Origin of the sequence: Actinospineispora acaciae DSM 45401, assembly GCF_000620785.1 — a bacterium.
Taxonomy (GTDB): Bacteria; Actinomycetota; Actinomycetes; order Mycobacteriales; family Pseudonocardiaceae; genus Pseudonocardia; species Pseudonocardia acaciae.
Window position 1 is genome coordinate 1 of record NZ_JIAI01000018.1, and the last position, 25,910, is coordinate 25,910.

Below are 25,910 nucleotides of genomic sequence, written 5' to 3' on the forward strand. Positions count from 1 at the left end.
CGGGTGCGGGAGACCGCGCTGGACGCCTATGCCCATCAGGATGTGCCGTTCGAGTATCTGGTCGAGGTTCTCAACCCGACGCGCTCGCTGGCGCATCATCCGCTGTTCCAGGTCATGCTCGCCGTGCAGAACACACCGCGCCCCGACTTCGGTTTCCCGGGGCTGGAGACCACCGTCGAGCCGGCCCCGACCGGGACCGCCAAGTTCGACCTGGCGATCAACCTGTGGGAACAGGCCGATGGCCTGCGGGGAACTATCGAGTTCGCCACCGACCTGTTCGACGCCGCCACCGTCGAGACGTTGTTCGCGCGGTGGGTGCGCCTGTTGGAGGCGGCGGCCGGCGACCCGGACACGCCGATCAGCCAGCTCGACATCCTCACGGCCGAGGAACGCCACCGGCTTCTCGTCGACCACAACGACACGGCGACCCCGATCCGGTCGGCGTGCCTGCCGGAGCTGTTCGAGTCCCAGGTACACGCCGCGCCACAGGCCACCGCGGTGGTGTTCGAGGACACCGTGATGAGCTACGCCGAGCTCAACGCGGCCGCGAACCGCCTGGCCCACCTGCTCATCGCGCGCGGCGTCGGACCCGAGCACATCGTCGCCCTCGCCCTGCCCCGCTCGACGGACCTGCTGATCGCGACCCTGGCCGTGCTCAAGGCCGGCGCCGCCTACCTGCCCCTCGACCCCGACTACCCGGACACGCGGATCGAGTTCATGCTCCGCGACGCCCAACCAACGCTCCTGATCACCAATGCGCACACCCAGAATGACCTACCCGCCGCCGAGTCGGACTCATTCCTGGTCATCGACGACGCGGACATCACGTCCGTTCTGGAAACGTGCTCGGACACCGATCCGACCGACCACCAGCGCACCATTCCGCTTCTCCCCGAACACCCCGCCTACCTCATCTACACGTCCGGGTCCACCGGCCGGCCCAAGGCGGTCGTGATCTGTCACACCGGTATCGCCAGCCTGGCCGCGACGGAAATCGAGCGATCGCGGGTCGACGCGCACAGCAGGGTGTTGCAGCTCGCCTCACCGAGCTTCGACGTCTCGTTCTGGGAAATGTGCATGGGCCTGTTGTCGGGCGCCGCCCTGGTGATTGCGCCGGCGGAACGGTCACTGCCGGGTGCGCCGCTGGTCGCGTTGGTGAACCGAGAGCGCGTGACACATATGACCGTGCCGCCCTCGGTGCTCGCGGCACTGCCGTCCCCGGACAGCCTGCCGCTGGTGACCACGCTCGTCACGGCGGGTGAGGCATGCTCGGCGGACCTGGTCACCAGTTGGTCGAAGGGCCGTCGGATGGTCAACGCCTACGGCCCCACCGAGATCACCGCGTGCGCCACGATGAGCTCGCTCTCGGAAACCACGCGCGCGCCCGTGCCGATTGGCCGGCCTAACCGTAATACACGAGTTTTTGTGTTGGATGCGGGGTTGGGATTGGTGGCGCCGGGTGTTGTGGGCGAGTTGTACATCGCCGGACCGGGATTGGCTCGGGGGTATTTGGGTCGTCCAGGGTTGTCGGCGGGGCGTTTTGTGGCGTGTCCGTTTGGTGGGTCTGGTGAGCGGATGTATCGGACGGGGGATTTGGTGCGGTGGAACTCCGAGGGGGAGCTGGAGTTTCTGGGTCGGGCCGATGAGCAGGTGAAGGTTCGGGGTTTTCGGATCGAGCCTGGTGAGATCGAGTCGGTGTTGTGTGTCCATCCCGGTGTGGAGCGGGCGGTGGTGGTTGCTCGGGAGGACCGGCCGGGGGATGTCCGGTTGGTTGGTTATGTGATTGCTCCCGAGGGGGCGGTGGATCCGAGCCTGGTGCGTGAGTTTGTGCGGGGGCGGTTGCCGGAGTACATGGTGCCGGCGGCGGTGGTGGTGCTTGATGGGTTGCCGTTGACGCCGAATGGGAAGTTGGATCGTCGTGCGCTGCCGGCCCCTGACTTTGGTTCGGGTGTGGCTGGGCGGGCGGCGCGGTCGCCTCAGGAGCAGTTGTTGGCGGAGTTGTTCGCCGAGGTGTTGGGTGTGGCTTCGGTGGCGGTGGAGGACGATTTCTTCGCCCTGGGTGGTCATTCGTTGTTGGCGACTCGTCTGGTCGCGCGTATCCGGGCCACTTTGGGGGTTGAGGTTGGTGTGCGGGCGTTGTTCGACGCTCCCACGGTGGCCGGGTTGGCGGCCCGGTTGGTGGACAGCGGCCGGCCCCGGCTGGCGTTGAGGGCCGGTGAGCGGCCCGGGCGGGTGCCGTTGTCGTTCGCGCAGCGGCGGTTGTGGTTCCTGCATCAGATGGAGGGACCGAGCGCCACCTACAACATTCCGTTGGCGCTGCGGCTGTCGGGCCGGTTGAACCGGGAGGCGTTGCGGGCCGCGGTCGACGATGTGGTGGCCCGGCATGAGAGCCTGCGCACGGTCTTCTCCGAGATCGATGGGGTGCCCTACCAGCGGATTCTGGACCCCACCGAGGCCCGGCCGGCCTGGCGGGTCACCGAGACCACCGCCGCCGAGCTGCCCCGAGCGTTGGCCACCGCCACGCGATACGAGTTCGACCTCGCCGCCGAGGTTCCGATGCGGGCCGAGCTGTTCACCATCGGGGACGACGAGCACATCCTGCTGATCCTGGTGCACCACATCGCCGGCGACGGCTGGTCCCTGGGGCCACTGTGGGCCGACCTGACCACCGCCTACGCGGCGCGATGCCACGACACCGCGCCGGACTGGGCGCCCCTGCCGGTGCAGTACGCCGACTACACGCTCTGGCAGCACCGGCTGCTCGGGGACCAGTCCGATCCGGACAGCCTGTTCGCCACCCAACTGGCCTACTGGACCGGACAACTGGCCGGGCTGCCCGAACAGCTCCAGCTACCCACCGACCGGCCCCGACCACCCGTCGCCAGCCACCGAGGCGACTTCCTCACCGTCGAGCTGGACGCCGACCTGCACGAGGCGCTGCGCCGGCTCTCCCGCCGCGACGGAACCAGCCTGTTCATGGTGCTGCAGGCCGGCCTGGCCGCGTTGATGAGCAAGCTGGGCGCCGGCGAGGACATCGCGGTCGGATCGCCGATCGCCGGGCGGACCGACCAGGCCCTCGACGATCTGGTGGGGTTCTTCGTCAACACCCTGGTGCTGCGCACCGACACCTCGGGCGACCCCACGTTCACCGAGCTGCTGGCGCGGGTGCGGGAGACCGCGCTGGACGCCTACGCCCACCAGGACGTCCCGTTCGAGTACCTCGTCGAGGTCCTCAACCCGACGCGCTCGCTGGCGCACCACCCGCTGTTCCAGGTCATGCTCGCGGTCCAGAACACCCCGCGCGGGGACTTCGACCTGCCGCGCCTGGACGTCGAGGCCATGCCGGTCTCCATCGGAGCCGCCAAGTTCGACCTGTTCGTCAACCTGTCGGAGCACCGCGACGGCCTGCGAGGAATGATCGAGTTCGCCACCGACCTGTTCGACGCTGAAACCGTCGAGACGTTGTTCGCGCGGTGGGTGCGCCTGTTGGAGGCGGCGGCCGGCGACCCGGACACGCCGATCAGCCAGCTCGACATCCTCACCGCCGAGGAACGCCACCGGCTGCTGGTCGAGCACAACGACACAGCCGCCCCGATCCCCGCGGCCACCGTGCCCGCCCTGTTCGAACACCAAGCCCGCACCACCCCCGAAGCCGGCGCCGTCGAGGCCGACGACACCACCTGGACCTACGCCGAGCTCAACGCGGCCGCCAACCGGCTCGCCCACGAGCTCATCGCCCACGGCACGGGCCCGGAACACATCGTCGCCCTCGCCCTGCCCCGCTCGCCACGGCTGGCCACCGCGATCCTGGCCGTCCTCAAGACCGGCGCCGCCTACCTGCCCATCGACCCCGACTACCCACCCACCCGCATCGAGCTCATGCTCCGCGACGCCCACCCCACCCTCCTGATCACCAACCAAGACACCCACGACGACCTGCCCACCACGGAATCGACCCCGCACCTGGTCATCGACCACCCCGACACCATCGGCCGCCTCACCAACCACCCGGACACCAACCCCACCGGCCGCGCACACCCCCTCCACCCGGCCTACGTGATCTACACCTCCGGCTCCACCGGCACCCCGAAAGCGGTGGTGATGCCCTCGGGCGGGTTGGTGAACCTGTTGTCGTGGCATCACCGCGGCGTGGGCGGTGGCCCGGGCGGAAAGGTCGCGCAGTTCACCGCGGTCAGCTTCGACGTGTCCGCGCAGGAGATCCTGTCCACCCTGACCTCGGGCCAAACGCTCGTGGTCCCCCCCGACGAGGTTCGCCGCGACGCCGAGAAGCTCGCGGCCTGGCTCGACCGGAACCACGTGGCCCAGCTCTTCGCGCCGAACCTGGTGGTCGGGGCGTTGGCCGAGTCCGCGGTCGAGCACGGGCGCGACCTCGCCCGGTTGACTGAGATCGCCCAGGCCGGCGAGTCCCTGGTACTCGGCGACCGGCTCCGTGAGCTCTGTCGCCGAACCCCCGCTCGACGGCTGCACAACCACTACGGGCCGACCGAGACCCACGTCGCCACCGCGTACACGTTGCCCTCGGATGTCGAGGACTGGCCGCCGTCCTCGCCCATCGGCCGGCCCATCCACAACACCCGGGTGTTCGTACTGGACTCTGCGTTGCGGTTGGTTCCGGTGGGTGTGCCCGGTGAGCTGTATGTCGCCGGGGCGGGGTTGGCCCGGGGCTACCTGGGCCGACCCGGGTTGACGGCGCAGCGGTTCGTGGCATGCCCGTTCGGCGGCCCCGGCGAGCGGATGTACCGAACCGGGGACCTCGCGCGGTGGAGCGCCGAGGGCGAGCTGGAGTTCCTGGGCCGAGCCGACGAACAGGTCAAGATCCGGGGGTTCCGGATCGAGCCCGGCGAGGTCGAGGCCGCCCTGCGCGGGCACCCGGCGGTGGCGCGGGCCGCGGTCGTCGCCCGCGAGGACCGGCCGGGGGACAAGCGCCTGGTCGCCTACGTGACGGCCACGGTGGAACCGGGCGTGCTGCGGGAGCACCTGCGGGCGCGGCTGCCGGAGTACATGGTGCCCTCGGCCGTGGTGGCCCTCGACGAACTGCCGTTGACGCCCAACGGCAAGCTGGACCGGCGCGCCCTGCCCGCCCCCGAGGTCGGCCCGGCCGGGGCGCCGAGGGCGCCGCGAACACCCCAGGAGCAACTGCTGGCCGAGCTGTTCGCCGAGGTGCTGGGCCTGGCCAGGGCGGGTGTGGAGGACGACTTCTTCGCCCTGGGCGGCCACTCGCTGCTGGCCACCCGCCTGATCGCCCGCATCCGCGCCACCCTCGGCGTCGAGCTGGGGCTACGGACCCTGTTCGAGAACCCCACCCCGGCCGGCCTGGCCACCCGACTCGACGTGGACGACCCCAGGGACGCGTTCGATGTGATGCTGCCGCTGCGGCCGAGGGGCCGCCGCGCACCGCTGTTCTGCATCCACCCCGCCTCCGGGGTCAGCTGGTGCTACAGCGGGCTGATGCGATACCTCGGGCCCGACTACCCGATCTACGGGGTGCAGGCGCGCGGCCTGGGACGGCCGGAGCCGCGGCCGACCTCCATCCCGCGGATGGCGGCCGACTACGTCGACCAGATTCGTCTGGTCCAGCCGACAGGGCCGTACCACCTGCTCGGTTGGTCCTTCGGCGGTGTCGCCGTCCACGCGGTCGCCACCGAGCTCCAACGCCGGGGCGAACGTGTCGCGTTCCTCGCGGTGCTCGACGCCTATCCGGGTTACCAACCTCCGCCCGAAGACATGTCCACGTCCGAAGAGTCCCTGCTCGTGCGCTTCCTCGATGTGCTGGGGTGCGCCGTCCCCGACCTGGGGGGAGAGCCGTTGACCTTCGCCAGGGCCATGGAGCTGCTCCGCGCCCAGGGCCACGCGTTGGCGAGCATCGAGAAACGTCATTTCGTGGCCATCACCGAGGTGGGAATCAACAACATCGACCTGGTGATGCGCCACACCACGCCCGACGTCTTCCACGGCGACGTCCTGCTGTTCACCTCGACGATGACGTCGGAATCGGACGGCTGGGTGCCGTTCGTCGACTTCGACGCGTGGACACCCTATGTCGACGGCGACATCGAAAAGCACCACATCGACTGCAGTCACGCCCACATGACGCAGCCGGGTCCGCTCGCCGAGATCGGGCCGATCCTGGCCGCCAGACTCCGGGAGGCTTCCGATGGCTGATCGCATGCCCCGCATTCCATGGGTACTTTCCGGTGAGACCGAGGACGAGCTGCGGGCGCGGGCGCGTTCGCTGGCCCACCAGGTCCAGGCGCGGCCCGAGGTGCCGCTCCGAGACGTGGCGCTCACGCTCGCGACCAGCAGGGACGCCTCGCCGCATCGCGCCGTGGCGGTGGGCGACGCGCGCGAGCCGTTGACCGACGCCCTGCGCGCGCTGTCGCAAGGGCGTCCCGCGCCGGGGCTGGTCAGGGGGACCGCGGACCTGGCGCCCACGGCCGGGACGGTGTTCGTGTTCCCCGGCCAGGGTTCGCAGTGGACCGGCATGGCGGCCGAGCTGCTGGCGGGCTCCGCGGTGTTCGCCGAGTCGATGGCGAGCTGTGAGGCGGCGTTGGCGCCGTACGTGGACTGGTCGTTGCTCGAGGTCGCGCGGGGCGAACCGGACGGGCCGGACCCGGGGCGCGCCGACGTGGTCCAGCCGGTGCTGTGGGCGGTCATGGTGTCGCTGGCGGCGGTGTGGCGGTCCCTCGGCGTGGAGCCGGCCGCGGTGGTGGGGCACTCCTACGGGGAGGTCGCCGCGGCGTGCGTCGCCGGCGGGCTCTCGCTGGAGGACGGCGCGCGGGTCGTCGCGCTGGCGGGGAACCTGGTCGCCGAGGCGCTCAGCGGCGAGGGCGGCATGGTGCTGGTGGGCCTGGCGCCGGACGTCGTACGCGAGTGGCTGGCCGGCTCGGCGAACCGGCTGCGGATCGCGGCGGTCAACGGCCCGGCCTCGGTCGTGGTGTCCGGGCCCGACGACGCCCTGGCGGAGATGACGGCGCACTGGTCGGGCCGGGCCCGGCTGGGCCGGATCGACGTCGACTACGCGTCGCACTCGCCGCTGGTGGAGCGGATCGAGCACCGGCTCGCACCGCTGCTGGCGCCCGTGCGGCCGAGAAGCTCCCGGATCCCGTTCTACTCCGCCGTCACCGGCGGGCCGCTGGACACCGCGGCGCTCGACGGCGACTACTGGTACCGCAACCTGCGACGGACCGTCGACTTCCACGCCGCGACCAACCGGTTGGTCGAGGACGGGTTCACCGCGTTCGTCGAGGTTAGTCCGCATCCGGTGCTCGTCGAGAGCGTGCGGGACAGCGCGCTGGCGGCGGGGGGCACGCCGGCGGCCGTCGGCACCCTGCGACGCGGCGACGCGGGGATGTCCCGCCTGCTGACCTCGATGGCCGAGCTGCACGTGCGGGGGGTCCACGTCGACTGGGCGTCCGTGATCGGCGCGGATGCCTCCCTCGTGGAGCTGCACCCCGAGCCCTCCGGCCGTTCCGGTGACCTTCATGACCTGGTCCGTGACGAATGCGCCGCGGTCCTCGGCTACCGCGACCCGGGCCGGATCGCCGTGGACCGCCCCTTCACAGAACTCGGTCTCGACTCGGCGACGCTGATGGAGCTGGTCGCCAGGCTCGGTACCGCGACCGGGCTGGCCGTGACCAGCAACATGGTGTTCGACCACCCCACCCCGGCCAAGCTCGCCGACCACCTGGGCTCGCTCACCGACGACCGCGCCGCGGCCGCCAGGCCCGCCGCGGCGCCGGCCGGCGGGCGAGCGGACGAGCCGATCGCCATCACCGGAATGGCGTGCCGGTACCCGGGCGGGGCCGACTCGCCGGAGCTGCTGTGGAACCTCGTCCGCGACGGCGTCGATGCGATCTCTGCGACGCCCACCGACCGCGGCTGGAGCGAGGAGTTCCTGTCCACCGCGCCCGGTGGCGGCTTCCTGTACGAGGCCGGTGAGTTCGACGCGGCGTTCTTCGGGATCTCGCCGAGAGAGGCGCTGGCGATGGACCCCCAGCAGCGGCTGTCGCTGGAGGTGGCCTGGGAGGCGTTGGAACGCGCCGGGATCGACCCGAGCTCGCTGCACGGCAGCCAGGCCGGGGTCTTCCTCGGGGCGATGGCCCAGGACTACGGGCCGCGCCTGCACGAGACGTCCAGCGACGGCGAGGGGTACACGTTCACCGGGACGTCGCCCAGCGTGTTGTCCGGTCGGGTGTCGTACGTGCTGGGGCTGCAGGGGCCGGCGGTCACCGTGGACACGGCGTGCTCGTCGTCGCTGGTGGCGGTGCACCTGGGGGTCCAGGCGCTGCGCTCGGGCGAGTGCGAGCTGGTGCTGGCCGGAGGGGCCACGGTGATGGCGAGCCCGGGCATCCTCATGGAGTTCACCAAGCTCGGCGGGCTGTCCCCGGACGGGCGGTGCAGGGCGTTCGCCGCCGCCGCCGACGGCACCGGGTTCTCCGAGGGCGTGGGCATGCTGGTGATGGAACGGCTGTCCGACGCCCGGCGTCACGGCCGGCGGGTGCTGGCCGTGGTGCGCGGGTCGGCGATCAACCAGGACGGCGCCTCCAACGGTTTGGCGGCGCCCAACGGCCTGTCCCAGCAACGGGTGATCCGCCGGGCGCTGGCCGACGCCGGGCTCTCGCCGGCGGACGTGGACGCGGTGGAGACGCACGGCACCGGCACCGTCCTGGGCGACCCGATCGAGGCCCAGGCGCTGCTGGCGACCTACGGCCAGGACCGGGTCCGGCCGGTGCTTCTGGGCTCGGTGAAGTCGAACATCGGCCACACCCAGGCGGCGGCCGGTGTCACGGGCGTGATCAAGATGGTGCTGGCCCTGCGCCACGGGGTGCTGCCCCCGACCCTGCACGTGGACCGGCCGTCACCGAAGGTCGACTGGTCGGCCGGCGCGGCGGAGCTGCTGGTCCAGCGGCGCGAGTGGCCGGACAGCGGTCGTCCGCGCCGGGCTGGGGTGTCCGCGTTCGGGGTCAGCGGAACCAACGCCCACCTGATCCTCGAACAGGCCCCGGACGACCCGGTACAGACACCGGAACAGGCCCCGGCCGCGGTGCCGGTGGTGGTGCCGGTGGTGGTGTCCGCGCGGACGGCGTCGGCGCTGTCGGCGCAGGCGGAGCGGGTGGCGGCGCACCTGGACCCGGCGGTGGGCCTTGGCGACGCGGCCCGGTCGTTGCTGACCGGCCGGGCGGTCTGGGAACACCGCGCGGTGGTGGTGGCGCGCGACCGCGACCATGCGGTGGACGCGTTGCGCGGGTTGGCCGAGGGGCGCCCGGTGCCCGGTGTGGTCACCGGCGTGGCGCCGAGGGCCGGCACGCCGGGAAAGACGGTGATGGTGTTTCCCGGTCAGGGGGCGCAGTGGCCCGGGATGGGACGGGAACTGTGGGACACCGCGCCGGTGTTCGCCGCGCGCATGCGGGACTGCGAACGGGCGCTGCAACCGCACGTGAGCTGGTCGTTGTCCGAGGTGATCGGCGGGACGGAGGACGCGGCGGCGTGGCAGCGGGTGGACGTGGTCCAGCCGGCGTCGTTCGCGGTGATGGTGTCGCTGGCCGCGTTGTGGCGGTCCCTCGGGGTGCGGCCGGACGCGGTGCTGGGGCACTCGCAGGGGGAGATCGCGGCGGCCTGCGTGGCGGGCGCGCTGTCACTCGACGATGCCGCCCGGGTGGTCGCGCTGCGGTCCCGGGCGATCGCGGCCAGGTTGGCCGGGCGCGGGCGGATGCTGTCGGTGGCGCGGCCCGAGGCACAGGTGCGCGAACGGATCCGGGCCTGCGAGGGCCGGGTCGAGGTGGCCGCCGTGAACGGACCGGCATCGGTGGTCGTCGCCGGCGACCCGGACGAGCTGGCGGTGCTCGAGGCCGAGTACGAGGCCCATGGCGTGCGCGCCCGGCCGGTCCCGGTGGACTACGCCTCGCACACCGCCGAGGTGGAGATCCTTCGCGACCAGCTGATCGAGCTGGGGGCGGGCACCCGGCCCCGCAACCCCGCCGTGCCCTGGTACTCGACCGCGGACGGTGACTGGGTGAGCGGCCCGGTCGACGCCGAGTACTGGTACCGCAACCTGCGCCGGGCCGTCGGTTTCGAGCCCGCCACCCGGGCGCTGGCCCAGCAGGGGTTCCGGGTCTTCGTGGAGGCGAGCCCGCACCCGGTGCTGACCTCCAGCGTCCAGGACGCCCTGGACGACGCCGAGGTCGACGGGGTCGTGTGCGGGACCTTGCGCCGGGATCAGGGAGGCCTGTCGCGGTTCGTGCAGTCGCTGGCCGAAGCGTTCGTGCGCGGCGTCGAGGTGGACTGGACGCCGCTGGTGCCGGCCACCGGCGCGCCGGTGGCCCTGCCGACGTACCCGTTCCAGCGTCAACGTTTCTGGCTGGCCGGCTCGGCCGAGGAGCCGGACAAGGAGCCGGGCAAGGCCCCGGTCGCCCCGGACGCCGGCGACGCCCGGTTCTGGGAGGTGGTCGAGCTCGGCGACGCCACGGCACTGGCCTTGGAGCTGGGAGTCGACCAGGACCAGCCGTGGTGCTCGGTGGTGCCGGCGTTGTCGCGCTGGCGCCGGGCGCGGCGCGAGCGGGCCGAGGTCGACTCCTGGCGCTACCGGGTCGTGTGGCGACCGGCCACCGGGCTCGCGGCGGGTGAGAAGGGGACGCTTCCCGGCCGGTGGCTGCTCGTCACGCCCACGACCGGGCCGGCCGACGACGCCGCGCGGACGGTCGGCCGGGCCATGGCGGATCACGGTGCACAGGTGGTGCCGGTCGCCGTGGACGTCGCCGCTCACGGCCCCGATGCCCTCGGCGAGCGGCTTCGCGCCGTGGCCGCCGAGGGCGCGCCGGCGGGCGTGCTGTCGTTGCTGGCGCTGGACCGGCGGCCGCACCCGGAGCATCCGGTGGTGCCGACCGGCGTGGCCGGCACGCTGGAGCTGGTGCGCGCGCTGGGACACGCCGGCATCGAGGCCCCGGTGTGGGCGCTGACCCGGGGCGCGGTGTCGACCAGCCGCTCGGACCGGCTGAACGACCCCGACCAGGCGCTGGTGTGGGGGATGGGCCGGGCGGCGGCGCTGGAACACCCCGGCCGCTGGGGCGGCATGGTCGACCTGCCGGCCGCCCTCGACGACCGGGCGACGTCCCGGTTGTGTCGCGTGCTCGCCGGCCACCGGGGCGAGGACCAGGTCGCGGTGCGTGCCGAGGGCGTGTTCGTCCGACGCCTGGTGCGGGCGCCCGGCGCGGACCGGGAACCGGCGCGGACGTGGCGCCCCCGGGGAACCGTGCTGGTCACCGGCGGTACCGGCGCGCTCGGGGCACACGTCGCCCGCTGGCTGGCCGGCCGGGGCGCCGAGCACCTGCTGCTGGCCTCCCGCCGAGGGCCCGACGCCCCCGGCGCGCGGCGGCTGCGCGCGGAGCTCACCGGCCTGGGCGTGGCGGTGCGGGTGGCGGCCTGCGACGTCGCCGACCGGGCCGCCGTGGCGGAGCTGCTGGCGTCGGCGCAACCACCGGTCACGGCGGTGGTGCACACCGCGGGCGTCGGACGGTTCTCCGACATCGCGGACACCGAGGTGGGCGACCTCGCCGAGGTCATCAACGCCAAGGCCGCCGGCGCGGCACACCTGGACGAGCTGCTGGACCGGCCCCTCGACGCGTTCGTCGTGTTCTCCTCCGGCGCGTCGACCTGGGGCGGCGGCGGGCAGGGCGGCTATGCGGCTGCCAACGCGTACCTGGACGCCCTGGTGCAACGGCGCCGCGCCGACGGCAAGGTGGGCACCTCGGTGGCCTGGGGCCTGTGGGCCGGCGGTGGCATGGGCGATGGCGAGGTCGGCGAGCGACTGGCCCGACGTGGGCTTCTCGCCATGCCCCCGGAGCTGGCGCTCACCGCGTTGGGCCAGGTGCTGGATCACGACGAACCCACGATGACCGTCGCGCACATCGACTGGCCTCGGTTCGTCCCTTCGTTCACCTGGGCCCGGCCCAGCCCGTTGCTCGACGAGCTGCCCGAGGCGAAACCGGAGGCCGACTCCGAGGGCTCCGTCGCGCCGGAAGCCTCGAGGTCCACGCTGGCCGAGAAGCTGGCCGAGAAGCTGGCCGCGCTGGACCCGACCGAACGGCCGGCGGTGCTGACCGACCTGGTGCGCGCCGAGGCGGCGGTCGTGCTCGGCCACTCCTCCAGCGAGCAGGTCCCCGCGGCGGGGGCCTTCCGGGACGCCGGGTTCGACTCGCTGACCTCGGTCGAGCTGCGGAACAGGCTGGCCACCGCGACCGGTCTGCGGCTCGCGGCCACCCTGGTCTACGACAACGAGACCCCCACGGCGCTCGCCCATCACCTGTTGTCCGCGATGGACCTCGGCGCCGGGCCACAACGGCCCGAACGGACCGAGACCCTCGGCGAGATCTACACCCGGCTCGCCATGCGGGGGCACATCGAGGAGATGGAGCTGGTCGCGGCCGGCGTCGCCGCCCTGAGGGACCGCGCCGACAGCGACGCGCGGGTCCTGCGGCTCGCGCGCGGGGACCAGGCACCCCACCTGATCTGCTTCCCGTCGTTCGTCGCGCTGCCGGGACAGATGCAGTACGACCGGCTCTCGACCGCCTTCGGGGAGCTCAGCGACCTGTCGGTGGTGCTCCTGCCCGGGTACCAGCCCGACGAGCCGCTCGCGCCCTCGATCGAGGCCCTCACCGACCTGCTCGCCAGGGCGGCGCTGGGCTGTGCCGAGGGCGAACCGTTCGTGCTGCTCGGCCACTCCGCCGGCGGGCTGCTCGCGCACGCGGTCGCGACCCACCTGGAGGCCAGCGGCGTGCCGCCGCTGTCGGTCGTGCTGCTCGACCCGTTCCTCCCGGCCACCGTGTCCGCCCCGCTCAACAGGGCCCTGTTCTACGAGATCTTCACCCGCCGGGCCGGGTTCGCCGGCGAGTCCGACCACACCGGGATCACCGCGATGATGACCTACCTGCGGATGTTCCGGGAATGGCGGCCGAGCCCGCTGGCCGCGCCCACGCTCGTGGTGCGGCCCACCGAGGGGATCCGAGGCGCGCCGGACGATCCCGTCACCGGGCGGGACTGGCGCACCCACTGGCCGTTGGAGCACGTCGAGACCCAGGCGCCCGGTGACCATTTCGCCATGAGCGTCGAACACGCCCACACCACCGTCGAGATCGTGCGCGACTGGTTGTCCGACCTGTCGGTCGCGACGACCTGAGCCGGCTACTCCCGCAGAGAAAGGCTGATCATGCCGACCTACAACGAGCGAGGCGTCATCGCGGAGAACTACTACGACCTGCAGGGCCTCGGCGTGCTCGACGCCGCCCGGGACTCGGCGCCATTGCCGAGGGGCAGCCTGGAAAGCACCCTGCGGACGGTCCTGCAAGCCGTGGAGATCGCCGTGCTCAACCTCTCCGACCTGCTGGGCAGGGCGACCCGCGACCTCGAGGCCGACGAGTACCGCGCCGCGGCGGTCAAGATCCTCTGGGCGCGCGGGTTTCACCGCGTGCTCGCCCGGCTCAGCCTGATCCCGCAACAGCTGGGCGGTATTCGGGACGGGGCCAGGGTGGGCGTGCTGCGGCTGGCGGACTCGCCGGGCCTTGACGAGTACCTCGGCCGCCTCAAGGAGTTCGACCGCACCATCCTCGCGCTGTCCAGGGCACGCAAGCTGCCGCTGTCCGATCTGATCAAGGACACGTCGGTGGACTGCCCGGAGTACAACCTCATCCACCTGGCCCGGATCGCGAACCAGGAGTCGAAGACCTGGGAGTCCAACCTGAGCGAGATCGGGCTCCCGGTCGCCGTGCCCGGGTACCGGGAATGGATCCTGTGCGACCGCATGAAGGAAGCGGTCTACGAGCGGGTGCTGTCCGGCGACACCTACTTCACGCAGTTCCGCGGTCTGCACCAGATACCGGAGCTGCTGGCCGTGGAGGTGACCGACCGCATCGAGATGGCGATCCGCGGCCTGCGCGGCGGCGACTACCTGGACACCCTGGAGCATCTCGACTGCGCCTGCGTGCTGATGGAAGGCCTGCTCTCCGCCCTGCCCCCGATGGTCGACAGCCTCGCCACGTCCGACTACCACGCCATCCGGGAGAACCTCGGCCAGACCAGCGGAAGCCACTCGGAGATCCTCCGCTACCAGCTGTTCACCGACCTCTACGAGCAGCTCGCGCAGGAGGTGGCCGGCTGCCAACCGGCCGTCAACGACCTCGCCCCAGACCTGATGGACCTGCTCGTGACGCACAGCCTGAGGCTGCGCTCGCACGTGTTCCAGTGGCGCGACCAGCACCTGCACCTACCGCGCAACAACCTGGGCGGGTCCGGGACGAAGTCGCTCACCGGATCGCCGGACGCGGTCACCGCGGTGCAGCGCATGGGCGACAGCGCCCGAGCCAAGGACCCCATGTCCGCGCTGGCCGAGAAGCGCGGCCTCACGCTGAGCAGCCCCTCCCACGGCGAGGGAACGCTGCGCCGATACCTCACCTCCGAGGACTCCCTGGACGCCCACGTCCTCGCACTGACCGGCGACATCACCCAGCAACGGTTCGCCCACGTCCAGGACCGGCTCGGCTACTTCTCCACCCCGACCCGGTTCGCCCGTCCCGAACGCCGCACGATCTGAACGTGTTCCGCCCGGGATGACCGGGCCGACCACCGGCCCTCAGAGACCGGCCGAGGCGCGCCCGGGCTCGCCGAAACCCCGCAGCAGCGTGTCCACGATCAAGGTGGTCAGGGCGTCGACGTCCGCCTCGGGGGTTCCGCCCTGGGCCACCTCGTGGATGAGCGCGTAGTAGCAGCGTCGCGCCCACTCGACGTCGACGTCGGGCCGCAGGAGTCCGGTGGCCTGTGCGCGGCGGAGAAGCCGGTCGCACTGCTCCAGCACGTCGGCGTGCACCCGGGCGATCCGCGGCTGCGCGGAACCGGCGGCCCGCGTCATGGCGAAGCCCCAGCCGATCTTGACGCGGAGCACGTCCGCGGTGACCCGGTAGAGAACGACCAGGGGTGGCGCGGTGTCGGACACCGCGCCGTCGACGGCGGCGGCGAACTGCTCGGTCGCCCACAGGGTCAGGGCGTCGACGAGCGCCTCGCGGGTGGCGAAGCGCCGGTGAACGGTGGTACGGGCGACGCCGGCGGCCTCGGCGATCTGTTCCATGGTGGCCGAGGGATCGCCCAGGAGCACGCGTTCGGCGGCCTCCAGGATCGCGTGCACCGTCCGCTCCGCGTCGGGGCGGAGCGGCTTGCCGCCGATAGGGAGGTGTTCGTGCTGCGTTGACACCCAGAAAAACTACACCACGGTAGCCGTGGCGCCATGACTTGCAACATCTCTGTTGCAAGTCGTAGTCTTACTGCATCGTTGATGATGCATCGAGGAGGCGTGGGATGGATCTGCGGCTGAGCGGGCGAACCGCCGTGGTGACCGGGGCCAGCAGGGGAATCGGGCTCGCCACCGTCGCGGCGCTGAGGGGCGAGGGCATGCGCGTGGTCGCGGCCGCGCGGACGGTGACGCCGGAGCTCGAGGACCTGGGGGCGATCGCGATCCCGGTGGACCTGGGGGTGGCCGGCGGACCGGCGCGGCTGGTCGAGGCGGCGCTGGCGGAGCTGGGCGAGTTGGACGTGCTCGTCAACAATGTGGGCGGGGGCGACGGCGCGGCGACGGGCGGGTTCCTGTCCTTCGACGACGAGCAGTGGGACGAGGTCTACGGGCTGAATCTGTTCGCGACGGTCCGGGTGACCCGGGCCGCCTTGCCCAGCCTGCTGCGGCGCGGCGGCGCGGTCGTCAACGTCTCCTCGAACGGTGCGCGGATCCCGCATGCCGGCCCGGTTCCGTACACGACGGCGAAGGCGGCCCTTACGGCGTTCGGGAAGGCCCTCGCGGAGGAGTTCGGACCCCGGGGCGTTCGCGTCAACACGGTGTCGCCCGGGCCGGTGCGCACGGCCATGTGGGAGTCGCCCGACGGCTACGGCGCCCAACTCGCCGCCTCACTCGGGCTGGGGCGCGAGCAGCTGGTGGCCGGGCTGCCCGCGACGATGGGCATGACCACGGGACGTCTGGTGGAGCCGACCGAGGTCGCCGCGCTGATCGCCTACCTCGCGTCACCGCTCGCGGCGAGCACCACCGGAGCCGACCACATCATCGACGGCGGGTCGATCAAGACGGCATGACAGCAGGCGCGCGCCGAGTTCGCACCTCGACCCCCACCTCGTCGCCGGCGGCGAGGTCCAACCGGTCCACCCTCGGCGGAGTGAGTGAGCCCGCGCCGCGCCGACCTCCCGGGCCTCAGGTGAGCTGGCCGCCGTCGACGCGGAACTGCGAGCCGGTGACGAATGACGACGCGTCCGAGGCGAGGAACAGCACCATGTTCGCGACATCGGCGGTCTCGCCGAAGCGGCCGAGCGGGATGCTGGACTCCATGGCCCGCCGCGTGGCATCGACGTCGCCACCCTCGTCGGTCATCATCACCGCGGTGGAGTGGAACAGCGCGGTGTTGGTCATGCCCGGGTGCACGGAGTTGACCCGTACGTGGTGCGCGGCCGATTCCATGGCGACCAGGCGGGTCATGCCGGTGATGGCGAACTTCGAGCTGACGTAGGCGGTGGCACCCAGGCCGATGCCGGACGCCAGGCCGGCGATCGACGAGGTGTTGATGACCGACCCGGACCGCTTCGCGTACATGACCGGCAGGACGTGCTTGAGGCCGAGGAACGCACCGCGCACGTTGATGGCGAGCACGCGGTCGAACACCGCGGTGTCCAGGTCGACGACCGGGGCGACTCTGCCCGGGATGCCCGCGTTGTTGAAGAAGACGTCGATCGTGCCAAAGGCGCCCAACGTCGTGTCGACGTACCGTTTCACGTCGTCCTCGTTGCTGACATCGGCAACGATGGTGATCAAGTGTCCGTCCGGGGCGGCCAGCTCGGCCTCGGCCTTGCCCAGCGCCTCTTCGGAGATGTCCACGATGGCGACCCTGGCGCCTTCGCCCAGGAACGCCCTCGCCGCCCCGGCGCCGATGCCGGCGGCACCGCCCGTGATCAGCACAACTTTGTCTTCCAGGTCCGGGTAGGTCATGGCGGGTTCCCTTTCTTCTCGGTGTCTTCCGTCAGACGCTGACGCGGGATCGGCGAGCGAGCTCCGCGCCGTGACGACGGGCGGCCCGGTGGGCCTCGGTGAGGCTGGTGTGCGCGATGTCACGCAGGTGGTGCATGGCGGGGTTCGCGTCGGCGAGGGTGAGTTCGGCCTCGGCGGTTCGCAGGTCGAGCCGCCACAGGTCGGCGAGGATGCGGTGCAGGTAGGGGGTCGCGTGGTCCCAGCCTTCGCGCGGTGTTCCCGGGGCGTAGCCGCCACCGCGAGCAACGGCCAGAACGGCCGGCCGGTCGGCGAGCAGGGGCCGGGCGCCGGCGGCGAACCTCGGATCGGTGATGATCAGGTCGATCCAGTTCTTGATCTGCTGCGGGATGCCGTAGTTGTACATCGGCACGGCCACGAGCAGGGCGTCCGCGGCGACCAGTTCGTCCGCCAGGTCGGCGGTGAGGCCGGCGGCCTCGTGCTGCTCCGGCGTCCGCCCGTGGTCCGGGGTCGTCGAGGCCGCCACGGCGGCCGGCCAGAGAAGGGGGAGCGGTTCGCGCCCGAGGTCGCGGCGGGTCACCGTGCCGGCCGGGTGTCGCAGGCGCCATTCCTGTTCGACGGTGTCGGCGAGGGCGCGGCTGACCGACCCGGTGGTCCGCAGGCTGGAGTCAACTCGGAGAAGCTGCACGGTGGATCGACCTTTCACAACCAGGGAGTTGATGTGTCACCTCGAAGCTATGCCGCATCGAGTTGATGCATCAACTGACTGTGGCGCGGGTCTCCGACCGGGCGGTCACGCCACCGCGCCCTAAGAGTTGATTCGTCAACTCGTGGCTACGATGGCTCCATGGAGCGGCAGGGGTTGACCGAGCACGAGCTGCGCGCATGGCGGACGTCCATCCAGATGGTGGAGCTCCTGCGCGCCCGCATCGAGCAGCAGCTGCAGGCCAGCAGCTCCCTGTCCAACGCCGACTACACGGTGCTCGCGCTGCTGTCCGAGGCACCCGATGGGCGGGCGCGCGCCTACGAGCTCAGCCGGGCGGCCGACTGGGAGAAGAGCCGCCTGCACCACCAGCTCACCCGGATGTCGAACCGGGGACTGATCGCCAGGGAACGGTGCGGCTCCCGAGGCATCGACGTGGTGCTCACGGCGAAAGGCCTCACCGCGCTCGAGGAGGCCGCGCCCGGCCACGCCCAGGAGGTCCGGCGCCTGTTCGTCGACCGCCTCACCCCCGAGGAGCTCGACCGGTTCGCCGAGATCGCAACCAAGATCCTGGACAACCTGCGCGCGGAGCAGCCGGCGTCGTGACGATGTGAGATCAGCGGGTCACCGGTGAGCGGGTGCTCGATGACGGCCGCGCGTATCCCGAACACGCCGGCCAGCAGGTCGGGCGTGAGGACCTCCGCCGGTGTGCCGGACGCGACGACGGCACCGTCGTGCGGCACGTGCGGCCGGTCGCACGCCGACGCGGCCGCGTTCAGGTCGTGCAGCGTGCTGGTGTCGGTCTCCGGCGCCATCGGCTTCGTGGGGCCGGGAGCTACGTCGCACCGCGGCGCCGCCGGAGCAGGACCGTCGTGACCAGACCGCCGACGACCAGCACGCCGCCGCCGATGGCCGCCAGTGGCCCGGCGGACGGGCCGGCCTGTCCGGCGCCGGCCGAGTCCGCGCTCGTGGCGGTGACCGACGGCGCGGTGGACCCGGCGCCCGAGGCCGCGGCCGGTTTGGCGGACGGGTTCACGACGAGCACCGGCGAGGGGAAATCGGGTTCCTTGGGGCCGGTCTGCTTCTGGTTCCAGGTCGCGATGGTGCCGTTGGAGTAGACCTGTTCGGCGTCGAAGGTCACGGCGTACACATCCGGGATGGGGCCGACCTGTACCGGGAAGATGGCGCTCGCGGCGGGTTGGATCTCGTGTCCGGACCGTGCGGTCCAGGTCAGGCGGGTGGGCTGGCCGTTGGCCCCGGCGACGGTCTGCTCGGTCCACCCGTCCACCGGCGGCACCGCGGTGACCCGCAGCTCCGGGGGAACGACGAGGTTGAGCCGCACGGTGGTGGCGTCGGTCAGCTCGCTGGGGACGCGGAACTGGAGGGTGGCGGGTTGTCCGGGAATGACGTTGCCGATCACCCGGACGTGCGCCCAGGCGGACCCCTGCGCGAGCAGGACACCTCCGGCGGCGATCACGGCGATGGTCAACAGGCGGGCGGCGTGCCGTCGAGCGCGGCTGAACATGGGATGTCCTCTCCGTTCGGGCCGGGGGATCAGCAGCAGTCGCAGAACGTGAGCTCACCGGTCGTCGCCGCGTGGGCGTGGCCGCCGGCTTCGGCGTTGGCGAGGAAGGCGGCCTTCTGGACGGGGGTCACCGCGCCCTTGGCCTCGATGGCGATGCGCGTGCCGCCGAAGACGCCGAAGGACAGCGCCATCGGGGTGTTGCCCGTCGAGTCGGTGGGGAACGTGAAGATCATGGACCTCTTGCCGGTGTCGTCCACGGAGTACGCCTGGTACATGGTGTTCGCGGCGAGCCGGCGCGCCTGGATCTGGATCATGTCCAGCCCGCCGACCGGGCGGATGGTGGCTTCCAGGTTGCGGCCCGCGACCGGGTCGAGGGTGTCGCCGTCGGTGCCGTCGGGCAGCGTGGTGGGGACGTCGCGGGCCTGCTGGCCCAGCCCCTGACGGCCGAGGTTGGCCGCGCTGCCGGGGGCCGCGGCCCGGGTGGCGTAGACGACCGCCTGCGGCTCCTGCCCGATCTTGACGGTGCTGGTCACCTTGTTGGTGGCGGTGTCGATCACGTCGAGCAGGTCGGACTTCTCCAGGCCGACGTACACGCGGGAGCCGTCACCGCTGGGCCACGCGCCGTGCGGGGCGTGCCCACTGTTCTTGATCCTGGTGACGAGCGTGGGGGGCTGCTCGCCGTTGAGGCGGTAGACGGCCGTGTCGTCCAGCCCGCCCTCGGTGATGTAGGCGTACCTCTCCCCGGTGGGGGTGTAGGCGAAGTTCGGGTGGTTGGTGTCCGGGCCGGTGTCCAGGACGGTCCGGACCTTGTTGTGCACCAGGTCGACGACGGTGGTCTTGCCCGCGAGCTTGTGCGGCGCCCACAGCTGCGTGCCGTCCGGCGAGATCGCCAGGTCGGAGGAGAACGGGGAGGCCAGACCGGTGATGTGGTCCTTGACCTGGCGGGACCTCACATCGATCACGGTGATCTCGGGCATGGTGATGTGGTTGACGTACGCCAGCGTCCCGTCCGGGCTCATCAGCACCTTGGACGGGTTGTCGCCGGCGTCGACGTTGGTGATGACCCCGCCGTGCTCGGTGTCGACGACCGAGATGGTGTTGCGGCCGCGGTTGGCGATCCAGAACTCCTTGCCGTCGGCCGTGAAGCTGCCCTCGTGGCTGGCGCGGCCGACATCGGTGGTGTTGAGGACCTTGTTGGTCTCGGTGTCCACGATGTGGACGGTGTTGCTGGTGACGCTGGTGACGGCCAGCCGCTTGCCGACCGGCGAGTACGTCAGGCCGTGCACGCCGACGTCGCCGAGGTACTGCGGGCTCAGCGTGTTGTTCACCCGCTGGCTGCCCAGCGCGATGGTGCCCAGCGTGGTGTTGGTGGACGGGTCGATCACCGTGACCGTGTTGGACGTCTGGTCGGCGGTGTAGACGCGATCCTGGGCCGAGACCGGAACCGGCTGCCGAGCGGACACGGCGGCCGGTTCGGGGCCGGCCTTGACGAGGGAGAAAACGGCCAGCCCGGCGGCCCCCAGCCCCAGCGTGGCTATCGACAGCCACGCGACACGACGTGTGGAAATCATTCTTTCTCCTGGTCGTTCCGGGTATTCGGACTTACGTAGGCTTTCGATTCCGATCGTGCCCCGGATCGTCCAGGCATAACAGCGCGCGTGGCGGCTCGTAAGACATTGTTTCGAACTTCCGAGTTGTATGGACCCTGCCGCGGATCTGACGAAACTATTGCGGACCGGAGAAATCGTCGGCCGGCGTCCCGGTCGTCCTCGCCGGATCGCTGCGACTACTCCCGATCGCACCGCCCGACCCCGGCCTCTACGCCGCCCTCCTCACGCATCTCGGCGGCGCACCCCTGCACGCGCTGGTCCCGCGCGACGGCGTCTTCGAACGAATGACACCCTGGTCGGCCGGCGGGCGGGAGCGATGAGCGTCGCGACGCCACCGCGAACAGGGGCCGCGCAGGCAGCCACGGAATCGGGACCTACCGGGATGTGTCGTCGGGGTAGGCGGCGGTCGCGCGGATCTCGACCAGCAGGCCCGGGCTGGCAAGGCCGCTCACCCCGATGATCGACCAGGTCGGGTAGGGGGCCTTGATGAGACGCTGCTTGGCCTCGACGAATCCCGGCAGGTGCCGGTGGATGTCGACGTGGTAGCTGGTGACGTCGACGAGGGCGGTGAGGTCGAGGTTCTCCAGCCGGAGTATCTCCTCGATGCGCCGGACGGCGATCTCGGTCTGCTCCTCGACGGTGTCCGGGATGGTTCCGTCGGCGCGGCGGCCGATCGTTCCGGCGATGAACAGGAGGCCGTGCGCGCGGACCGCGGCGGAGTAGCCGAAGCGCGCGAACGCGCCGGTGGTCTGCCCGAAGACCTCGGAATCCTCGGGGATCTCGACGGTGTGGGTGGTCATCGTGCGGGGTCCTTTCTGTTGACGGGTCAGTTGCCCCAGCGGGACGTGCGGCAGGCGTGCTCCAGCCGGGTCCGGCCGAAGGCCTCGCGTTCGCGGAGGAGCTCACCGGGAACCGCGTAGCGGGGTGCGCACCCCGGGTTCCTCGCGGCGTGCGCGACGATCGCGTCGACGAGCGAGCGGACCATGTCCAGCCGTGGATAGGCGGTGTGGATGACGTCCGCCTGCTCGTCGTCGACGGCGTCGACGTGGTCGGTGCCGAGCGGGCCGCCGAAGTCGAGGGCGACGCCTTCCCGGACGAGCACGCACAGCGCACCCCGGCGTTCCGCGATGCCCGGAGAGGTGTGCAGGGCGATGGCCAGCCAGACCTGGTCGGCGTCGGCCGGGGGCACGCCGCGCCCGATGAGGAACTCGGCGGCCCGATCGGCGCCCTCGACCTCGAACCGCTGACCGCGCGGCCCGTCCGAAGACCGGGGAGCCACGCCGAGGTCGTGCATCGCGCACGCGGCGAACAGCAGATCGTCGTCGTAGTCGCGGCCGGCGACCAGGGCGAGGCGAGCGGCCGCCATCCGGGCGAACAGGTAGCTGCGGATGCTGTGGTTGAACACGGACGGGCTCTCCACCGGTCGGATCAGGCGCACGACGGCGTCGGCCAGCGGCGTGCCGGGCAGCAGGGCTGCCCGGTCGGTAGCGGTAGGTCCGGTCATGCCCTCCAGGGTGGCCGCCACCGCCCTGACCTGGTGAGTGGCAAGTTCGCCCTATTTCGATAGATTCTTGCCATGGTGGTGCATCGAGTCGCGGTGCTGGCGCTGGACGGGGTCACCCCGCTCGACCTGGCGATCCCGACGCAGATCTTCAACGCCCGGCAGGAGACCCCCTACGAGATGACCGTGTGTGCGCTCGACTCGACGGTGGCCACCACGGCGGGCTACGCCCTGGTGGCCGGCGCGGGCCTGGAGCAGGTGCGGGCCGCCGACACGGTGGTCGTCCCGGGGTTCGAGCCGCTGGCGCGGCCGCCGGAAGCCACGCTCGGCGTGCTGGCCGAGGCCCGCGCCCGGGGCCGGCGGGTGGTGTCGATCTGTACCGGCGCCTTCGCGCTCGCCGAGGCGGGCGTGCTGGACGGGCTGCACGCCACCACCCACTGGAAGCACATCGAGCACCTCGCGCGGGACTTCCCGGCCGTCAGTGTCGACCGCGACGTGCTCTACGTCGACGAGGGGGACGTGCTCACCTCGGCCGGGGTGTGCTGCGGCATCGACCTGTGCCTGCACATCGTGCGCCGCGACCTCGGGGCGGTGGTGGCCAACCGGATCGCTCGCGGCCTGGTGGCCGCCCCGCACCGCGACGGCGGGCAGGCCCAGTACGTGCCGGCCCCGGTCGCGGTGGCCGGTGACGCGTCGCTGTCCGGCACCCGGGAATGGGCGCTGCACCGGCTCGACCAGCCGGTCACGCTGCGCCTGCTCGCCCGGCACGCGGGCGTCGCACAGCGCACCTTCATGCGCCGGTTCGCCGAGGAGACGGGCACCACCCCGTTGCGGTGGCTGCGCGACGCCCGCCTCGGCAGGGCACGCGAACTGCTGGAGACCACCGACCACCCGGTGGATCGGGTGGCGCGGGACTGCGGGCTGGGCACGGCCGCCAACCTGCGGCTGCACTTCCGGAGCGCGCTGGGCACCACCCCCACCGCCTACCGGCGCACCTTCACGCGCTGACGCGGTGCTGGCGTGCGCCCGCGCCGCTAGGCCATGTTTGAGAAGCCCCTGATCGCGGTCTTCGCGCCCAGGCGGCCCTGGCGGCGTTGTCGGCAAGCCCGGGTACAAACCCGGTACCCGGGCTCACCTCCGCCTTGCCAGACGGGCACGACATCCCATCAGCGATCCGTCCCCCCGACCGACCAGCAGGGGCACGATCTGGCAACAGGGCTCAACATCCAGGAACCACGAGTGCTCACCTGCTGGCGGCTACCAGGCAGCGAGTCTGCCGCACAGCTGACCCGCGACGACTCATTAGGAACCACCTGGATCACGAAGCCCATCGACCTGGACTTCTCAAACACGGCCTACTCGGTGGGGCGGTACTCGCGTGTTGTCCCCACCAGGATCTCGTGCATGGCGAGCTCGGCGGGTGCCCTGACGCGTTCGTGGCGGTGGGCGAGCAGGATCCGGCGGGCCGGTGCGGTGCGGCCGAGGGAGACGACCCGCACCCGGGGGTGCTTGTTGATCACGGCGGTTCGCGGTGCGAGGGCGATGCCGAGGCCGATGCTGACCATGGCCTGGGCCTCCTGGTAGTCGTTGGCGTGGAAGGCGATCCGGGGCGTGAAGCCGGCGGCGCGGCAGGCGCGCTCCAGGACCTTGGCGACCGGGTGGTCGTGGGCGCGGATGATCCAGTCCTCGCCGGCCAGCTCGCCCATGGTGATCTCGCGGTGGCCGGCGGCCCAGTGCCCGGCGCCGACGACCAGGGCGGTGGGGTCGTCGAGGAGCAGGGTGAGGGCGAAGTCGGCGGGATCGATGCGGCTCCAGGCGTAGTCCCAGAGCAGGGAGATCCCGACGGTGCCGTCCTCGAGCATGGCGCGCAGGTGGTCGAGCCGGGCGCTGCGGACGGTGAGCGCGACGTCGGGGTGCTGGGCGCGGAACCGGCTGACGGCGAGGGGGAGCAGCGAGCTGGCGATGGTGGGGAAGGTGCCGATGTCGAGCGTGCCCCGGCGCAGGCCCGCGAGCTCGGCGAGGTCGGCCTGGGCCGCGGCGAGCGCCCGGTCGATCCGGCGGGCGTGCGCGGCCAGCACGACGCCGGCCTCGGTCGCCGTGATGCCCCTGGCCCTTCGGTGCAGCAGCGGCTGGCCGACCTCGGCCTCGAGCTTGCGGAGCTGCTGGGAGACCGCGGAGGGGGAGTAGCGCAGCCGCTGCGCCGCGGCGGTCATCGACCCGGAGTCGATCACAGCGGCGAGCAGGGTCAGGCGGTGGACGTCGAGCACCTCGAACCTCCTCGAGCGTGAAGCAGTGCTTCAGGGGTCTGCACCAAGTCGTGATTGTGCTGCACGGTCGCCAGGCCGCACAGTCTTGTTCGACGAGGGCACGAAGCCCTCCGGGAGGTGACCGGTGCGGGAGATCCCGTCGACCTGGATGCGCGGCGGCACGAGCAAGTGCTGGGTGTTCGACCGTGACGATCTGGACATCCCGGGCCGGGGCACCGACGAGGTGTTGCTGCGCCTCTACGGCAGCCCGGACCCGCGCCAGCTCGACGGGGTGGGCGGGGCGAGCTCGACCACGAGCAAGGCGGTGATCCTGTCCCGCTCGGCGCGCGCCGACGCCGATGTCGACTACACCTTTGCGCAGGTGGCGGTGGATGAGCGGCGGGTCGACTGGGGCAGCAACTGCGGCAACTGCGCCGCCGTGGTCGGGCCGTGGTCGGTGCGCCGGGGCTGGGTCGCGGCGGCCGAGGGCACCACGGCGGTGCGGGTGCACAACACCAACACCGGCCAGTCGATCCTGCTGGAGGTGCCCACCCCGGGCGGCGTGCTGCAGGAGAACGGCGATGCCGTCATTCCCGGGGTCGTGTTCCCGGGCAGCGCCGTGCGGCTGTGGTTCGTCGAGCCGGCGGGCCGGACCACCGGGGCGCTGTTCCCGACCGGCCGACCGGCGCAGGCCCTGTCCGGCGGGGTGAGCGCGACGTTGATCGACGCGGCGGCGCCGGTGGTGATCGTGCCGGCGGCCGAGGTCGGGCTGAGCGGCGGGGAGACGGCGGCCGAGCTGGACGCCCGCCCGGACCTGCTGCGCGGGCTCGACGAGCTGCGCCGGGAGGCGGCGGTGCGGATGGGGCTGGCCGAGGCGCCCGAGTCCGCGCAGCGAGCCGTGCCGAAGCTCGCCCTGGTCGCGCCGCCGCCCGCCGGCCGGGGCGCCGACCTGACGGTGCGGATGCTCTCGATGGGCCGGGCGCACCCCGCGTTGGCGATGACCGGGAGCATCGCGCTCACCGAGGCCGCCCGGTCTCCGGGCACCGTGGTGCACGCCCTGGTCGGCGACGGGCCCGGGCGTTGCCTGCGGCTGCTGTCACCGGCCGGCGTCATCGAGACCCGCACCCGGCTCGTCGACGGCCGGCCCGCCGTGGGCGTGCTGCGCACCGCTCGACGCATCGCGGACGCCACGCTCACCCTGCCCGGCCGGCCTGCCGCCGTCCACGCGGGCGAGGCGTTCGCGCGACTCGCAGGCTAGCCAGGACAACACTCCGAGCCGAG

At 72.0% G+C, this 25,910-nt stretch carries 15 protein-coding genes; 7 read left to right on the forward strand and 8 right to left on the reverse strand.

Annotation, left to right across the window (positions count from 1 at the left end):
* The 3 genes from N912_RS58145 to N912_RS0142490 form a co-directional block, all read left to right on the forward strand.
* On the forward strand, window positions 1-6,183 hold a 6,183-nt coding region (locus N912_RS58145), incomplete at its 5' end, for an amino acid adenylation domain-containing protein (protein WP_051581571.1).
* On the forward strand, window positions 6,176-13,192 hold the full coding sequence (locus N912_RS58150) for a type I polyketide synthase (RefSeq protein ID WP_084211806.1): 7,017 nt from the start codon (window positions 6,176-6,178) through the stop codon (window positions 13,190-13,192). The genes N912_RS58145 and N912_RS58150, both read left to right, overlap by 8 nt.
* Before the next feature lie 30 nt (window positions 13,193-13,222).
* The gene (locus N912_RS0142490; RefSeq protein WP_028927229.1) at window positions 13,223-14,602 is read left to right on the forward strand and encodes a hypothetical protein; all 1,380 of its coding nucleotides are present in this window, start codon (window positions 13,223-13,225) and stop codon (window positions 14,600-14,602) included.
* A gap of 39 nt (window positions 14,603-14,641) precedes the next feature.
* Here N912_RS0142490 and N912_RS0142495 read toward each other — a convergent pair whose 3' ends face one another.
* Complete coding sequence (locus N912_RS0142495; RefSeq protein ID WP_051581573.1) at window positions 14,642-15,256, reverse strand: TetR/AcrR family transcriptional regulator; 615 nt, start codon at window positions 15,254-15,256, stop codon at window positions 14,642-14,644.
* Between the two features lie 104 nt (window positions 15,257-15,360).
* On the opposite strand from N912_RS0142495, the gene N912_RS0142500 reads away from it, so the two are divergent.
* Window positions 15,361-16,143: an SDR family NAD(P)-dependent oxidoreductase gene (locus tag N912_RS0142500; protein WP_028927231.1), complete on the forward strand. Its 783-nt coding sequence runs from the start codon at window positions 15,361-15,363 to the stop codon at window positions 16,141-16,143.
* Between the two features lie 115 nt (window positions 16,144-16,258).
* On the opposite strand, the gene N912_RS0142505 is transcribed toward N912_RS0142500, so the two are convergent.
* Together N912_RS0142505 and N912_RS0142510 are read right to left on the reverse strand one after the other, a co-directional pair.
* The gene (locus tag N912_RS0142505) at window positions 16,259-17,047 is read right to left on the reverse strand and encodes an SDR family NAD(P)-dependent oxidoreductase (RefSeq protein WP_028927232.1); all 789 of its coding nucleotides are present in this window, start codon (window positions 17,045-17,047) and stop codon (window positions 16,259-16,261) included.
* A gap of 31 nt (window positions 17,048-17,078) precedes the next feature.
* Window positions 17,079-17,732, reverse strand: coding sequence for an FMN-dependent NADH-azoreductase (locus N912_RS0142510; protein WP_028927233.1), 654 nt, complete (start codon window positions 17,730-17,732; stop codon window positions 17,079-17,081).
* Between the two features lie 159 nt (window positions 17,733-17,891).
* Between N912_RS0142510 and N912_RS0142515 the strand changes: the two genes are divergently transcribed.
* Window positions 17,892-18,353 carry a MarR family winged helix-turn-helix transcriptional regulator gene (locus N912_RS0142515; RefSeq protein WP_064745540.1) on the forward strand — a complete coding sequence of 154 codons (462 nt, stop codon included), beginning with the start codon at window positions 17,892-17,894 and terminating at the stop codon, window positions 18,351-18,353.
* Window positions 18,354-18,582: 229 nt separating this feature from the next.
* Here the strand turns inward: N912_RS0142515 and N912_RS0142520 are convergent, their stop codons facing one another.
* The 4 genes from N912_RS0142520 to N912_RS0142535 all read right to left on the reverse strand — a co-directional run bounded on the left by N912_RS0142520 (window position 18,583) and on the right by N912_RS0142535 (window position 22,386).
* Window positions 18,583-19,272, reverse strand: a complete 690-nt coding sequence (locus N912_RS0142520; protein WP_028927235.1) for a DUF1775 domain-containing protein — start codon at window positions 19,270-19,272, stop codon at window positions 18,583-18,585.
* A gap of 29 nt (window positions 19,273-19,301) precedes the next feature.
* Window positions 19,302-20,843 (reverse strand): beta-propeller fold lactonase family protein, encoded by a 1,542-nt coding sequence (locus tag N912_RS58155; RefSeq protein ID WP_051581574.1) that lies wholly within the window; start codon window positions 20,841-20,843, stop codon window positions 19,302-19,304.
* A 413-nt stretch (window positions 20,844-21,256) separates the two neighbouring features.
* Window positions 21,257-21,682 carry a Rid family hydrolase gene (locus tag N912_RS0142530; RefSeq protein WP_028927236.1) on the reverse strand — a complete coding sequence of 142 codons (426 nt, stop codon included), beginning with the start codon at window positions 21,680-21,682 and terminating at the stop codon, window positions 21,257-21,259.
* Between the two features lie 26 nt (window positions 21,683-21,708).
* Window positions 21,709-22,386 (reverse strand): HD domain-containing protein, encoded by a 678-nt coding sequence (locus tag N912_RS0142535; RefSeq protein WP_028927237.1) that lies wholly within the window; start codon window positions 22,384-22,386, stop codon window positions 21,709-21,711.
* Window positions 22,387-22,458: 72 nt separating this feature from the next.
* Here N912_RS0142535 and N912_RS0142540 point away from each other — a divergent pair, with 72 nt between their 5' ends.
* Window positions 22,459-23,391 (forward strand): GlxA family transcriptional regulator, encoded by a 933-nt coding sequence (locus N912_RS0142540; protein WP_028927238.1) that lies wholly within the window; start codon window positions 22,459-22,461, stop codon window positions 23,389-23,391.
* A gap of 347 nt (window positions 23,392-23,738) precedes the next feature.
* On the opposite strand, the gene N912_RS0142545 is transcribed toward N912_RS0142540, so the two are convergent.
* Window positions 23,739-24,650: a LysR substrate-binding domain-containing protein gene (locus N912_RS0142545; protein WP_028927239.1), complete on the reverse strand. Its 912-nt coding sequence runs from the start codon at window positions 24,648-24,650 to the stop codon at window positions 23,739-23,741.
* 124 nt (window positions 24,651-24,774) lie between these two features.
* Here N912_RS0142545 and N912_RS0142550 point away from each other — a divergent pair, with 124 nt between their 5' ends.
* The gene (locus tag N912_RS0142550) at window positions 24,775-25,887 is read left to right on the forward strand and encodes a PrpF domain-containing protein (RefSeq protein ID WP_028927240.1); all 1,113 of its coding nucleotides are present in this window, start codon (window positions 24,775-24,777) and stop codon (window positions 25,885-25,887) included.
* The last annotated feature ends 23 nt before the right edge of the window (window positions 25,888-25,910 follow it).

Bases quoted from the DNA above. Each gene is read 5' to 3' on its own strand.
- N912_RS58150 (WP_084211806.1), top strand. From the start codon at position 6,176: ATGGCTGATCGCATGCCCCGCATTCCATGGGTACTTTCCGGTGAGACC.
- N912_RS0142490 (WP_028927229.1), top strand. From the start codon at position 13,223: ATGCCGACCTACAACGAGCGAGGCGTCATCGCGGAGAACTACTACGAC.
- N912_RS0142500 (WP_028927231.1), top strand. From the start codon at position 15,361: ATGGATCTGCGGCTGAGCGGGCGAACCGCCGTGGTGACCGGGGCCAGC.
- N912_RS0142505 (WP_028927232.1), bottom strand. From the start codon at position 17,047: ATGACCTACCCGGACCTGGAAGACAAAGTTGTGCTGATCACGGGCGGT.
- N912_RS0142515 (WP_064745540.1), top strand. From the start codon at position 17,892: ATGGAGCGGCAGGGGTTGACCGAGCACGAGCTGCGCGCATGGCGGACG.
- N912_RS0142520 (WP_028927235.1), bottom strand. From the start codon at position 19,272: ATGTTCAGCCGCGCTCGACGGCACGCCGCCCGCCTGTTGACCATCGCC.
- N912_RS58155 (WP_051581574.1), bottom strand. From the start codon at position 20,843: ATGATTTCCACACGTCGTGTCGCGTGGCTGTCGATAGCCACGCTGGGG.
- N912_RS0142530 (WP_028927236.1), bottom strand. From the start codon at position 21,682: ATGACCACCCACACCGTCGAGATCCCCGAGGATTCCGAGGTCTTCGGG.
- N912_RS0142535 (WP_028927237.1), bottom strand. From the start codon at position 22,386: ATGACCGGACCTACCGCTACCGACCGGGCAGCCCTGCTGCCCGGCACG.
- N912_RS0142540 (WP_028927238.1), top strand. From the start codon at position 22,459: ATGGTGGTGCATCGAGTCGCGGTGCTGGCGCTGGACGGGGTCACCCCG.